This is a genomic window from Lacticaseibacillus manihotivorans DSM 13343 = JCM 12514 (assembly GCF_001435035.1).
Classification (GTDB): domain Bacteria; phylum Bacillota; class Bacilli; order Lactobacillales; family Lactobacillaceae; genus Lacticaseibacillus; species Lacticaseibacillus manihotivorans.
Map to the genome: position 1 here is coordinate 41932 of NZ_AZEU01000102.1, position 12122 is coordinate 54053.

Sequence of the window (12122 nt, forward strand, 5' to 3'; positions counted from 1 at the left end):
TCATCGAAACGTGCAAAGCCAACGCAATTGATCCGATGACTTATCTGACTGAAGTTCTGGATGAAATGGCACAATATCCCGAGAATCGAAAATTTGAATATCTGGGGCAGTATTTGCCGTGGAATTGGAAGCAGTCGTAAGAATCTGGTCTTATATCAAGATCAAAGCCCAGTATCTGAGAGGAAAATCGCCTCTCAGATACTGGGCTTTTGATTATCGAACGTCATTTGGTTGGGTGCTTACCCAAATCACGGCATAACATGACAAAGACGGCTCCCCAAATGGAGAACCGCCTCAAATGATAAATTTATTCTTCAACACCAGTTGACGTAGAGCCGAATTTGCAGCTATGCCGCTTTCTTCGCGACTTCCTTTGGTAACGTCAACGCTAACAGCAAGCCAATCAGGCCCACGCCAGCAAACACAGCGAAGGTAACAGCAAAACCGCCAGCATGACTTCGCAGCGTGGTTTGCATGCCATCCAACAACACTGTGGCGAACATGACACCGGCAGACCCAAATAACTGACGAGCCGTCGTTGTGACCGCAGTGCCGTCTGCCACAAGCTCATTCGGCAAGGCATTCGCGCCAGCCGTCACTGAGGGCATCATCACAAAGGCATTGCCAGCTTCAGTCGCCATCGCCAACATAATTGCCCCAATCAGCGGTAAACGATGGGCAAAGACTGCTAACAGACCAAAGCCGCCAGTAATCAACAACATGCCAATCATGGCCACGACACGCGGTCCAAAGCGATCCAGTAGGCGCCCGCTAATTGGATTCAAAATACTCAGCAACACCGCAGCTGGCACTAAGGACAAGCCAGAAATCAACGGTGACAAACCAAGTAGCGTTTGAAAGTAAAGCGGCATCAGGATAGTGGTGACAATCAAACCGACGTATGAAATTCCGGTCAGAAACACCGCTTTAGTAAACATACCAGTGGCAAAAACTCGCATTTGCAACATTGGTGGTTGGCGATTCAATTGCCGAATAACGAAAATACCAGCTGCCAGAACGCCTAAAATCAACAAACCAACCACGCCAAAAGTTAAGCCTTTTTTCGACAAAGCACCCAAGGCATAAAGTAGAATTGGAAAACTTGCGGATAAAAGGAAGGAGACCCAGTCCAGTTGCGTCGGTTGCAATGGCATGACAGACGCAATGGTCACCGTTGAAACGGCTAGCACAAGCAGCGAAACGACCAAGAAGAACAAGAATAAAGCCTGCCAAGGGAACCATGTCAGTAAAACACCGGAAATAATCGGACCGACTGCCAAGGCTGAGCCCATGACCAATCCCGCCGTGCCCATCACCCGACCACGCTCACTATACGGCGTAATCGTCAGCAACACGGTCTGGAAACTCGGGAAAATAATCCCGACCGCAATCGCTTCAAGCAACCGGCCAATCATGAGCACGGTAAAACTCGGTGCCCAGATACATAAGCCTGTCCCAATGGCAAAAATGAGTTCAATCGCCTGGAAAAGCCGTTGGAAAGGAACATTATGCAACAGCCATGGACTAACCGGAATCATCAAGGTCATCACCAACATAAAGCCGGTTGTCAGCCAAGCAACTGTATCCGCTCCTAAACCAAAAGCTTTCATAAAAGCAGGATAAGCGGTGCTTAAAGAAGACTGCGAAATTGACATCGAAAAGGTACCTGCCAGTAACGTGGCGACAAAAGCCCCGCGATGTTTGATCGTTGGAGAGTGCATATTAAAATCATCTTTTTCTATATTAGTATTGTGGGACGTTTACATTTTCATTCCCATTTTTTCATAAGACTGCATACCGCCCATCCAAATCTCAGATGGTTTGACGCCACGTTCTTTAGCCAAGGCCATCATTAACGTATCCATATCCATCAATTTATATTCTTGCTTTGGCTTGGCTGGATCGAAAGTTTCAATCTGTGCCATCATGCCGCCATCTTCGTGCTCAATGATATGACAGTGATACATATAAACCCCTGGCAGATCAAAGCGAACCAGCAGCCGAACTGTTTCCCCAGGATTCACGCCAACGGTGTCTTTGAAACCATGTTCATTTGGATACGGTGCATGCCCATTCCGAGACAAGACTAAGAATTGGGTTCCATGCACATGGAATGGATGAACCATTCCAGGCGCATCATTGCTATTGGTAACATCCCAGTACTGGGCTTTGCCAATTGGCTGCGTGGCATCAATCCGCTGCATGGCGAACTTTTTACCGTCAATCGCAACACCTTCGTCCATCCCCTGCATCACAACATGGCGAACTGGCAAAGCCGTATCAACCACAGGCGCCTTCACGTCGAACAACTTATCAGGCAAAGTTGTCTGATCCGGTTTGAACGCATGAATGCGGAACTTTAGCAATGGCACATCATCCGTATATAAGGTGACCTCGTCGCCTTCATGGTATTGGCCAAAATCAACAATCACTTCGGCACGCTCAGCACAAGTCAGCATCAAATGGGTAAATTTGACCGGCTCCGGTAACAGCGAGCCATCCCCGCCAATTTGCGTAAATGGCAGGTCATCGGAAAAATGCAACCGCCATTCACGGCGATTAGCACCATCCAGAAAACGCAACCGGACCTTTTGCGTAGTGACATCAAAATAGGGATTGATTGTACCGTTAATCATTGCGGTTGGCCCAGCAACACCGTCAGGATCATAATCAGCCCGGTAGTCCCACTGGTTGTTCTCGTGAAAACGCCGGTCTTGCAAAATAACCGGAATATCGTCAACGCCATAATTCCTTGGCAATGGCAGGCTGTCTTCATGGTCGTCTTTGACAATCACCATGGCAGCCAAACCATGCCAAACCTGCTCGGCTGTGGATGGGCACGGATGCGCGTGCAGCCACAAAGTCGTCGCCGGTTGGTCCAATGTGAAGTCGATATGCTTACTTTCACCCGGATAAACCGGCGCATGGCATCCGCCATCAACATAAGGACCACTGACATTAGCCCCATGCCAATGAAAAGTGGTCAACTCAGGCAGGGTGTTTTTCAGTGTCACATGCGTATGCTGACCACGGCGATACACAATCGTCTGACCTAACAGACTGGCATTATAGCCCCACGTCTTGGTCTTCGCCCCTGGCAACAGTTGTGTTTCCCCAGTCTCTGCTGTCACCGTGTAATAAACGTCGGTCGCTGTCTCTTTATCCGGTTTCAGCAACGGCGGCACATTTAAGGGCTTCTCAGGCGCATCACTGACCTCAAGCGGCACGTACCCGCCATCGTGGAGATCAAACGCTCGCTCATCAAAGAAATAGTCCGTATAGTTTTTCATCGTGATTTTCCCCTCTGACAAGAATTTTAACACTTTTTAGGGTTGCCATAAACATAATTTAGAATTAATTTAAAGTAGTAGCAAAAAATGGTATAGGTCTTATCCATACACTTGAGGAGGATTTTCATGCAACAAATGTCGAAAACAATGGGCTGGCTCATGCTGGCGTTAAATGTGGTGCTGCTGATTCTAATTGGTACTATGCACAATATGGCAGCAATGTGGTTAATGGGTCTGATTATGACTTTGGACGCTGTGACCGGGTTAGTTGCCGCTTATCGGCCCCAGTCAAGTCAACAACACGCCCACCAGCACTAGTTTGTCTGGTTCTGGTGCAAACTTTCTTCTCTGACTTCACTTTAGTATATTTGGTGCAAGAAACGGGGGATTGTGCGCATGAATCACTTCAAAGGACGTCACTTTTAAAGAGACATCATCTTAGCAGTCGTTGGCTACTATAGCTTACTAGTGAGCTATTAGGTAAGCACCCAATCAAGTGACGTTCAATAATCAAAAGCTCAGTATCTGAGAGGTAAATTTTCCCTTCGGATATTGAGCTTTACTTTTTTTCGTCGTTTCCGACGTGTGGTTAGTAGCAACTGCGGTCTATCAACTTATGTTGCAATGACGCCCCCATGACGATTGGGGCGTCAATATTAGAAAAGGATTATATCAATCGGCTTACTCTAATTTAGGGCTAGTTGCCAGAAATATTTATTTCAGATGCACGGTGTTTTCTCGCACTAGCCTATGTGGCACAATCGTTGTGTTTCATAAAATGTTTCAAAAATCCGGCCTTTAAGCCATTGCCCAGTCGTATTGCTTCAGAAAGTCGGAATCATTCGCCTTATCACTTGGCATCGGCTTATTTGTATGAGCCAACCGGTAGCGCGTATCATTAGCCGGCAACATATAAGCAGGAATCCCGGTAACTTCCTCAATTGAAAGGGCTACGGTTAGCGAAATGAATGCCTTGCGATGAAGCACTTGCGACAGATGTTTTTCAGAAATCCTGTTACGTCGTGCAAACTCAGCTTGAGTAATGTGGTAGAAGCTAAGCGTTTCTTCAATCGTGTCAGCTACGGAAAATTCTGTAAGATCAGTGGGCACAATTTGATTATTTCGATTCAACGCGGGGCATACCTCCTTAGCGATAGTCTTCAATCTCTAGGATGATGATGGTCACGGCCTCTGATGTTTTTGTGGTCAGCGCGCCGCCTCATGAACTGCGGCGGCGCGCTTTGTTTTGGTGTCCAGTTTAAATATCGACTATAATGTCAGTAAGTCCGCCGGCGTCTTCAGCGCATAGGTGATCGGCTGAAGCGCATCACTTGGTTGATTGGTCCAAGTCGCCAAAGCAAATGGCACTTGGGCATCTTTGGCCGCGCGAGAATCGGTGATCGTATCGCCGATATACACCGCGTCTTCAGTGGTTTCGCCTAAGCGGTCCAGCGCTAACAAAATTGGATCGCCAAAGGGTTTATTGCGCTTAGCATCATGTGCTAAAACGGCCGTATCGATGTAATCAGAGAAATGATAACGCGCATCATCGATGGCAAATTCAGGGGCGGCTTTTGAGGTGACGATGCCGATTTTATTGTCAGCATCGCGTAATTTGGTCAAAGCATCAGGCATCCCCGCGATCCAATCGACAGCTGGAGCGTAAACTTTGGCATCAGCGATCCATTGGTTGATCATCTCAGTGGCAGCAACGCCTTCAAAGCCTAGGCGCCTGGCGGTATCTTGAGACGGAATGCCATTGGAGAACGTCAGTTCGTCAAGCGTGTAGTCGCGATCATAGCGATGCATGGTATCTTGTAATCCTTTTAAGTACATGGCGACGGAATCGATCAAGGTCCCGTCGATATCAAAAATATAGGCAGACATGGAAGCACTTCCTTTCTCAACTAGTATACCAAAGGAGTTGGCTCATTTTGAAAATTTTGCACACAGCGGATTGGCATATCGGCAAAAAACTCGCTGGATTCGATTTACTCGAGGATCAACAGGCAATTTTCCAGCGTTTAGTAAAGGTTGCTCAAGACGAAAAAGTTGACGCAATCATCATTGCTGGAGATTTATATGATCGAGCGCTACCCAATGAGGCGGCAGTTTCAGCGGTTAACGACATGTTGTTTGAACTCAATCGCAAACTGAACTATCCACTCCTTGTGGTGTCGGGCAACCATGATTCTGCAGTGCGCTTGAATACTGGGCGCGACTGGTACGCATCCACTGGGCTTTATTTGAACACCGAACTCGACCAAGCTTTCGATCCGATCACGCTGGGCGACAGTCAATTCTTCTTATTGCCATACTTTGAACCAGTTGCGGCGCGCTTGTACTTTGACGACGAGAGCTTGACCAATATTGCCAAGGCGATGGTGCCAGTGGTTGCGAAAATGCAGACGTTGTTCGACCCTGGCAAACGGCATATTTTAGTCGGGCACTTTTTTGCGGCTGGTAGTGAACATTCCGATTCAGAAACTCGCGTCAATGTTGGCGGCTTGGATGCCGTGGCAGTCGGGGACTTGGCGCCTTTTGATTACGTCGCCCTTGGACACTTGCACAGCCGGCATGCTTTAGACGCCGAGAAAATTCAATATTCTGGTAGCTTATTGAAGTATTCCGTGTCTGAAGTCGCCCAAGAAAAAGGCGTCTACATTTTGGATACGGCGTCGATGACGCGCAAATTTATCCCGCTGGCGCCGAAACGTGACGTCCAACACCTCACGGATAGCTTCGAACACTTGTCAGATCCTGCGATTTATCAAGAACTTGATCGCGACGCATACACTGCGATCACTTTGACGGATACTGAAGTGATTCCCAATGTCATGGCGCAACTGCGCGAAATTTTTCCCCAAGTGATCGGACTGGACCGTCAACATGGGGTGCAACTCACAGATCGGCCAACTGTGGCGAAGTTGGAGAAATTGTCGCCGACCGAATTGCTGGGAGATTTCTATGATCATGTGTCAGATAGCGAGTTGACAACGGCGCAAATGCATTGGGCCAAACAGGCCTTGACCACCGCGCAAAAGGAGGACTGACCATGCGTTTAAAACAATTACACATGCAAAACTTTGGCCCTTACCGTGATGAGCAAGTGGACTTTGAAGCTTTTGATACGACCCCACTTTTTTTGATCAGTGGCAAAACCGGTGCCGGGAAAACCACGATTTTTGATGCGATGGTGTTTGCCTTGTACGGCACAACCACTGGCGGCGAACGGACTGGTAACGAAATGCGTGCTAACTTTGCCAGCCCTGAGGAATCGACTTCTGTCACCTTGAGTTTTACTCATGGTGGGCGGGATTATTTGATCAAGCGCTCACCAGCCCAACTGTTAACGAAGAAGCGCGGGGATGGGCTGACCAACGTCCCCGCCAAAGTTTCATTGAAGATTTTTGCCGATGGCGCGGAAGTCGATGAACTGACCAAGGTTCAAACCGTCACTGATCGCATCGACAGTTTACTCCAACTCGATGCCAACCAATTTCGGCAAATGGTGTTACTCCCGCAAGGAAAATTCCGGCAATTTCTAGATGCCAATTCAGATGTCAAAGCCGATTTGTTGCGGCATTTATTTGGTACGGATCTTTATTTACGCTGGCAAACCAGTATTCAAACCGCGGCGAAGAAGCAAAGCCGGGCGCTGGATGCTAAGCAAGCGCGTCTCGAAACCTTGAGCTCACAATTTGAATATGGCGAACATGCCCCTAGTGAAACTGCGAATTTGGCCGATAAAATCGACTTGATGACCGCACAATTGGCGGAACAAACTGAAGCCTTGAATGCTTTGCAAACTCAGTCAAAGCAAGCTAAGACGCGATATGATCAAGCTAACGCAGCATTCCAATCGGGCAGTGCTTTAGCGCAAGCCTATCAACGCCTGCATCAAGCCACCTCAGTTTTAGCTGAATTGGATCAACAAGCTGATCAATTGGCCCAAGCTTCCAAACGTCTCAACGATTTACAATGGGCGCATGAATGGCAACCGATATCAGACCAAATCGTGAAAGCACAAGCGGATCGTCAAAACTTGGTGCAACAAGTTGACGTGGCTCAAAAAGCTCTGACTCAAGTCCAAAAACAGCTCGAACAAGCCCAAGCTCAACAACAAGACCTGCAAGCCCAAGCTCCAGCGATCAAACTTACCGAACAGCAATTGAGCAAACTGGCTGACACGAAAATCCAGTTGCAAAAGTTGGCGGATCTGCGGGTCGCTTACCAACAAGCGCAAACTACTCAAAAACAACTATCTGAAACTGCAGCGCAAGCGTTGAAGACTTGCCAAGGTTTGCAAACTAAACTGACGGATACGCAACAAGCTTTAAACGAGTTGGCCAAAGTCGATCAAACAGCCCAACTTTCTGAGTTAGAAACGTTGACTGCAGGCCTTTCTGCCACTGCACGGACTTGGCAACAAAGTCGCAAACGCCTAGCTGACGTGCAGACGCAACTGACGCAAGCCCGAGCGCAAGAAGATTCGGTGCATGCCAAAGCTATTGCCGCAGATGTGGCGTATCAACAGTTACATGATCAAAGCCTCACCAATCAAATCGCAGCGCTAGTCGGCCAATTATCAGCAAATGCACCCTGCCCAGTGTGCGGGAGTTTGGATCATCCCCATCCCGCAACAGTTGCAGCTGGCCAAGCTGTGACGCCAGAAGCTTTAAAGCAAGCAGATGCAAAACGGACTGCGGCGTCATCTGCTTTAGCGCAGGCAGAAGCTGACAGTGCGCGGTTGAATCAACAGCTTTTGCAATTGACGCGAGATGTTGACGACAATGCGCAAATGATTCAAACCCAAGCAGGGGATTTAGCACAAGCAGATGCTGAAACCACGCTGAATGTTTTGCGTCGACGATTGATCGACTTACGTAGCGCACAAAAGCAATGGCTGACACAAACGGACACCTTACGCCAACAAGCAGAAACGCTAACGACTCAAGTCAACGCCGCCCAAACTCAAGTTGACGACACCAAGGCGCAAGTGCAAGCGCAAGCCGTTCAACTGGCCGGGGTGAAAGCGCAAGTCGAAGCAGCCGAACATGGTTTGAAAGATCCGAACTTGAGCTTGGCAGATTTAAATACGCAAGCCGCGAACTTGCAACAGCAATTGACGACTTACGAACAAGCGACCACTGCCAACGCCGAAATGTTGCAACAAAGCAACCAAACGTTGACCCGCTTGACCACCAGTATTCAAGATCACAACGCGCAGATCGAAAGTTTGAAAGCCGCTGAGACCACGGCGCAAACTAGGCTGGATCAAGCGCTGCAAGCACATGGCGAAATTTCTGCAGCGGATTTCAACGCCTTGTTGCAAGCAAGTGGTGAAATTGCTGGTTTACAAGCGAAAATTGAGGCGGCCAAGACGCAGCGCGGTCAACAATTAGCCTTGAAAACTTCCGCTGAGAAACAAATCGGGAACCAGTTGGAACCAGATCTCGAGGCGTTGACGCAAACGCGGACACAAGCAGAACTCGCCAACACGCAAGCCACCCAAATAGTTGCTTCAGCGCAGCATGCCTTAACGCAAGCACAAAGCTTAGTCACTACCATTCAACAAGAATACAGTGAAAACCAAGCCGCCTTGCAAGAAAATATCGCGTTGCAAAACCTCGCCGCAGTGGTCAACGGCACGAATTCACAACGGTTATCCTTGGAGCGGTATGTTTTGCGGACGTATCTGCAACAAGTGCTGGTGGTCGCCAATAAACGGCTGGAAGGCTTGTCCGATGGGCGTTATCAATTGGCTTTGCATCAAGAGCCTGGCAGTTATAAAAATGATTCCGGCTTGGAAATTGACGTTTACGATGACCAAGTCGGTGAAACCCGTTCTGTTCACACCCTTTCAGGTGGGGAATCCTTTATTGCCGCGCTGGCGTTGGCATTAGCGTTAGGTGAAGTGATTCAAGAACAAGCCGGTGGCGTTTCAATTGATGCGTTGTTTATCGATGAAGGCTTTGGGTCACTGGATCAAAACTCATTGGACACGGCACTTGAGGCCTTGGAATCCATCGAAGGGCAATCGCGGATGATCGGGATCATTTCTCATGTGGAATCTTTGCAAACTGGGATCCCTGATCAATTGCGGGTGACGCCAACTGGGGCCGGGGACAGTCATATCGATGTGGTACATTTAGGCGAATAAACCGAATTTAAGCGGTAATCTCAATTCACGAGGTTATCGTTTTTTTAATGTACCTTAGAATTTTTGCAAGGAATTCATCACCTTTTGTTCAATTTTACCAGCGATACTAATGACTGTAGGAGGCGATGCGATATGAAGTTAGCCTTGAAATCGACTTTCCTATTGTTTTTAGTCGCAATCATCGTCATCGATGGTTATTGGACGATTCAACACAATGATCAATCAAACACCAGAATCTCGGAGGCACGCTCATGACGCAACATCAAACCGAAACCATGCACGCTTTAAATACCGACTTTACTGTAGTTTACATTCATAAAGGGGAATTGCCAGTGCCGATGGGCCAAACCAATGCGGCATTGCGGCAATTCTTTGGTGATATCGACGCGGGTTTCAATGGCAAAAATTCCCTCCCCAATCAGCGGGTGCGCCATGAGTTGACTAACGCCGACTGGTCGACTGCGATGCGCGAACTTGCCAGGGTGATGATGCGTGCCCATGCGGCGACTAATGGCGTGTATGCCCCATATCGCCACGGTTTTCAACTACCGGAAAACCTGGTGCGTGCTTGGACGATTCAAAAAGCCTTCACCGAAATTTTGCAACCACTGCTTGATAATGGTCAGTTAGTGGCCGTGGCCTTACAAGGTGGAGATGATATTTTAGCTGGCGTGGCGCAAGACTCGGATTGGCATTGGGGCTTTGGCTACACGACGCCAGCCAACCCTGAGCGCTATGCTTATCATTTTGAATTGCAAAAACCGGCTTTGGCCACTGTCAAAGCTGGATTTGAACAATTATCGATTCAAGCACAAGATTTAATTACGGCCGTAGTTTGGGCGGATGCTGGATTGAAAGAAGATGCCGTGCTGTTCACCCAAACCGCAGAGCGACAAGGATTACAAGCAGTTTTAGCCAATGGTCGGCGGGAACTCATCACCATCGGCCAGCCAGAAGTTGCAATTGCTTAGCAATCAACCCTTACGTTTGCTAAAAATAAGTGGTATAACAAGAGTGTCGAGAGAGAGCCAACAACCCCCTCAACTCTAATTCTGATGAATAAGAGGCGAGAATTATGGCAAAACTCAGTAAAGCAGAACGCAAGGAACTGATCCAAGAAGCTGAAAAGGAACGCTCCGAGCATCCAGTTAAGAAAACCGAGTCCGGATTTGCTACAATCGACAAAGATGCCGAGAAGCTCGAAAATGAGCAGTAGTATCCAGATCGTCTATACACGAAGATCCCACCAAGCTTAAACTTGGCGGGATTTTTTGTTTCGGTGAGCGGAGGCGTTCGCATTTTTTGAATCGTATTACGACGAAACTCGTCGTCAACATCGGATTAAGATATAGGTGCGTGTCAATCAACGAATGCGATCGAAAGAGTAGCTGAAGGATACGTCAAAAAGTGCCTCACGATCACTAGACTATCGGTCTAACGATCATGAGGCACTTTCAAACTAAGACGTCGCTAAGTTCGTGATGCTTTCGATCAGCCTTCAGTATCCAGCAAAAAGCGAGCAGCGAAGGCCGCAACAATGGCGCCGACTTCTGGGGCCACGATATACAACCACAAGTGCTTCAAAGCACTGCCGCCAGCAAATAACGCTGGGCCAATGGAACGCGCTGGGTTTAAACTCCCACCGGTAAGGTTCAAGGCAAACAAGATCAACAAGGCTAAGGTAACGCCAATGGTCAAACCAGCGAAGTCGGGGTTACCGATCCGGTCGGCGGTGACGGCCAAAATCACCATCAAGAATAAGAACGTGACCAAAGCTTCCACGAAGAACGCGGCTCCGACGCTGATTTTTGGAAAATCTGTCTGGGCCATTTGGCTAGCTGGTAGTTTCAAGGCGCTGGTTGCCACGCGTACGCAAGCAGATGCCGCAATGGCGCCAATAATTTGAGCAATGACATACATCAGCCCTTCTAATGCTGGCGTGCGACCGTTGATCACCATGGCCGTAGTAACGGCTGGGTTAAAATGCCCGCCGGAGATACCACCAAAGGCGTAGGCTGAAACGGTGATCGCCAAACCAAAGCCTAAAGCGATGGTCAGCGCGTTGCCTTGAGCCAGCAACACGGCACCACTACCCAAAAATACCAACAAGAACGTTCCCATAAATTCTGCTACTAATTTTTGCATCATGATCCTCCATATGCTTTTGCTTTTAATAATAGCAAATTTAGCGAAAAAATAATACGCAAAATGACGATATAATAATTGAAAACGACTTGTGATTGCGGCGAAGCCTTAAAGGCCACGTAGGTTCCTGAAGTTAAACACCCAACGATGACTTTTGAGACAACAGCGACGGGAGTGGTCGGACTAATTTCAAACCACTGCTTGGTTGCGTGTGTACGGTTGGGGCTTGGTGATGATCGTCGCCGTCAATTTATTTCGCATATTTATGAATGATCCGGCGATGTTGAAGTGGTACGGCTTCACCCATATCTTAATGGGCACTATCAACTCGTTTACCGTGATCAACATGTGGTCGGCGTCGGTTTTGCAATTCGGGCGTTGTTGGGGCTGCATCGCTTGCCGCAAAAAGCCTACCTACCATAATGGGAAGAAAGCCATTTGGTAATGGCGTGAGAAAAAAGTGTTTACCTAGTGGCTGTTCAACTAGGCCACCATATTCTCAATGCTAGTAGTAAATTTGTACC

Annotated in this window: 13 protein-coding genes; 8 read left to right on the forward strand and 5 right to left on the reverse strand. The window is 48.1% G+C overall.

The window, feature by feature from the left end; genetic code table 11:
• The first annotated feature begins 2 nt into the window (after positions 1 to 2).
• Positions 3 to 140: a transposase domain-containing protein gene (locus FD01_RS16945; protein WP_420864840.1), complete on the forward strand. Its 138-nt coding sequence runs from the start codon at positions 3 to 5 to the stop codon at positions 138 to 140.
• Between the two features lie 207 nt (positions 141 to 347).
• Here the strand turns inward: FD01_RS16945 and FD01_RS05420 are convergent, their stop codons facing one another.
• Positions 348 to 1721: an MFS transporter gene (locus tag FD01_RS05420; protein WP_056963054.1), complete on the reverse strand. Its 1374-nt coding sequence runs from the start codon at positions 1719 to 1721 to the stop codon at positions 348 to 350.
• A 39-nt stretch (positions 1722 to 1760) separates the two neighbouring features.
• Positions 1761 to 3290 carry a multicopper oxidase family protein gene (locus tag FD01_RS05425; RefSeq protein ID WP_056963056.1) on the reverse strand — a complete coding sequence of 510 codons (1530 nt, stop codon included), beginning with the start codon at positions 3288 to 3290 and terminating at the stop codon, positions 1761 to 1763.
• Positions 3291 to 3416: 126 nt separating this feature from the next.
• Between FD01_RS05425 and FD01_RS05430 the strand changes: the two genes are divergently transcribed.
• Positions 3417 to 3608, forward strand: coding sequence for a hypothetical protein (locus FD01_RS05430; protein ID WP_003576326.1), 192 nt, complete (start codon positions 3417 to 3419; stop codon positions 3606 to 3608).
• 480 nt (positions 3609 to 4088) lie between these two features.
• On the opposite strand, the gene FD01_RS05435 is transcribed toward FD01_RS05430, so the two are convergent.
• Both FD01_RS05435 and FD01_RS05440 read right to left on the reverse strand, forming a co-directional pair.
• Complete coding sequence (locus FD01_RS05435; RefSeq protein WP_056963058.1) at positions 4089 to 4421, reverse strand: helix-turn-helix transcriptional regulator; 333 nt, start codon at positions 4419 to 4421, stop codon at positions 4089 to 4091.
• 138 nt (positions 4422 to 4559) lie between these two features.
• The gene (locus FD01_RS05440) at positions 4560 to 5177 is read right to left on the reverse strand and encodes an HAD family hydrolase (protein ID WP_054714313.1); all 618 of its coding nucleotides are present in this window, start codon (positions 5175 to 5177) and stop codon (positions 4560 to 4562) included.
• Between the two features lie 47 nt (positions 5178 to 5224).
• Between FD01_RS05440 and FD01_RS05445 the strand changes: the two genes are divergently transcribed.
• The 5 genes from FD01_RS05445 (at position 5225) to FD01_RS16370 (ending at position 10669) form a co-directional block, all read left to right on the forward strand.
• Positions 5225 to 6343: an exonuclease SbcCD subunit D gene (locus FD01_RS05445; RefSeq protein ID WP_056963059.1), complete on the forward strand. Its 1119-nt coding sequence runs from the start codon at positions 5225 to 5227 to the stop codon at positions 6341 to 6343.
• Positions 6344 to 6345: 2 nt separating this feature from the next.
• Positions 6346 to 9453: an AAA family ATPase gene (locus FD01_RS05450; RefSeq protein ID WP_056963062.1), complete on the forward strand. Its 3108-nt coding sequence runs from the start codon at positions 6346 to 6348 to the stop codon at positions 9451 to 9453.
• 132 nt (positions 9454 to 9585) lie between these two features.
• A complete protein-coding gene (locus FD01_RS16825) occupies positions 9586 to 9708 on the forward strand; it encodes a hypothetical protein (protein ID WP_268872167.1) in 123 nt (40 codons plus the stop codon).
• On the forward strand, positions 9705 to 10424 hold the full coding sequence (locus FD01_RS05455; RefSeq protein ID WP_056963064.1) for a hypothetical protein: 720 nt from the start codon (positions 9705 to 9707) through the stop codon (positions 10422 to 10424). Before FD01_RS16825 ends, FD01_RS05455 begins: the two co-directional genes overlap by 4 nt.
• A gap of 104 nt (positions 10425 to 10528) precedes the next feature.
• Positions 10529 to 10669 (forward strand): hypothetical protein, encoded by a 141-nt coding sequence (locus FD01_RS16370; RefSeq protein ID WP_164480462.1) that lies wholly within the window; start codon positions 10529 to 10531, stop codon positions 10667 to 10669.
• A gap of 275 nt (positions 10670 to 10944) precedes the next feature.
• Here the strand turns inward: FD01_RS16370 and FD01_RS05460 are convergent, their stop codons facing one another.
• Complete coding sequence (locus FD01_RS05460; RefSeq protein ID WP_054714325.1) at positions 10945 to 11598, reverse strand: MIP/aquaporin family protein; 654 nt, start codon at positions 11596 to 11598, stop codon at positions 10945 to 10947.
• A 232-nt stretch (positions 11599 to 11830) separates the two neighbouring features.
• On the opposite strand from FD01_RS05460, the gene FD01_RS05465 reads away from it, so the two are divergent.
• Positions 11831 to 12043, forward strand: coding sequence for a hypothetical protein (locus tag FD01_RS05465; RefSeq protein WP_056963066.1), 213 nt, complete (start codon positions 11831 to 11833; stop codon positions 12041 to 12043).
• Positions 12044 to 12122 lie beyond the last annotated feature (79 nt).

What these genes read in the sequence shown, in the direction of transcription:
- FD01_RS05420 (WP_056963054.1), bottom strand. Translation starts at nt 1,721, where the DNA reads ATGCACTCTCCAACGATCAAACATCGCGGGGCTTTTGTCGCCACGTTA.
- FD01_RS05425 (WP_056963056.1), bottom strand. Translation starts at nt 3,290, where the DNA reads ATGAAAAACTATACGGACTATTTCTTTGATGAGCGAGCGTTTGATCTC.
- FD01_RS05430 (WP_003576326.1), top strand. Translation starts at nt 3,417, where the DNA reads ATGCAACAAATGTCGAAAACAATGGGCTGGCTCATGCTGGCGTTAAAT.
- FD01_RS05440 (WP_054714313.1), bottom strand. Translation starts at nt 5,177, where the DNA reads ATGTCTGCCTATATTTTTGATATCGACGGGACCTTGATCGATTCCGTC.
- FD01_RS05450 (WP_056963062.1), top strand. Translation starts at nt 6,346, where the DNA reads ATGCGTTTAAAACAATTACACATGCAAAACTTTGGCCCTTACCGTGAT.
- FD01_RS16825 (WP_268872167.1), top strand. Translation starts at nt 9,586, where the DNA reads ATGAAGTTAGCCTTGAAATCGACTTTCCTATTGTTTTTAGTCGCAATC.
- FD01_RS05455 (WP_056963064.1), top strand. Translation starts at nt 9,705, where the DNA reads ATGACGCAACATCAAACCGAAACCATGCACGCTTTAAATACCGACTTT.
- FD01_RS16370 (WP_164480462.1), top strand. Translation starts at nt 10,529, where the DNA reads ATGGCAAAACTCAGTAAAGCAGAACGCAAGGAACTGATCCAAGAAGCT.
- FD01_RS05460 (WP_054714325.1), bottom strand. Translation starts at nt 11,598, where the DNA reads ATGCAAAAATTAGTAGCAGAATTTATGGGAACGTTCTTGTTGGTATTT.
- FD01_RS05465 (WP_056963066.1), top strand. Translation starts at nt 11,831, where the DNA reads ATGATCGTCGCCGTCAATTTATTTCGCATATTTATGAATGATCCGGCG.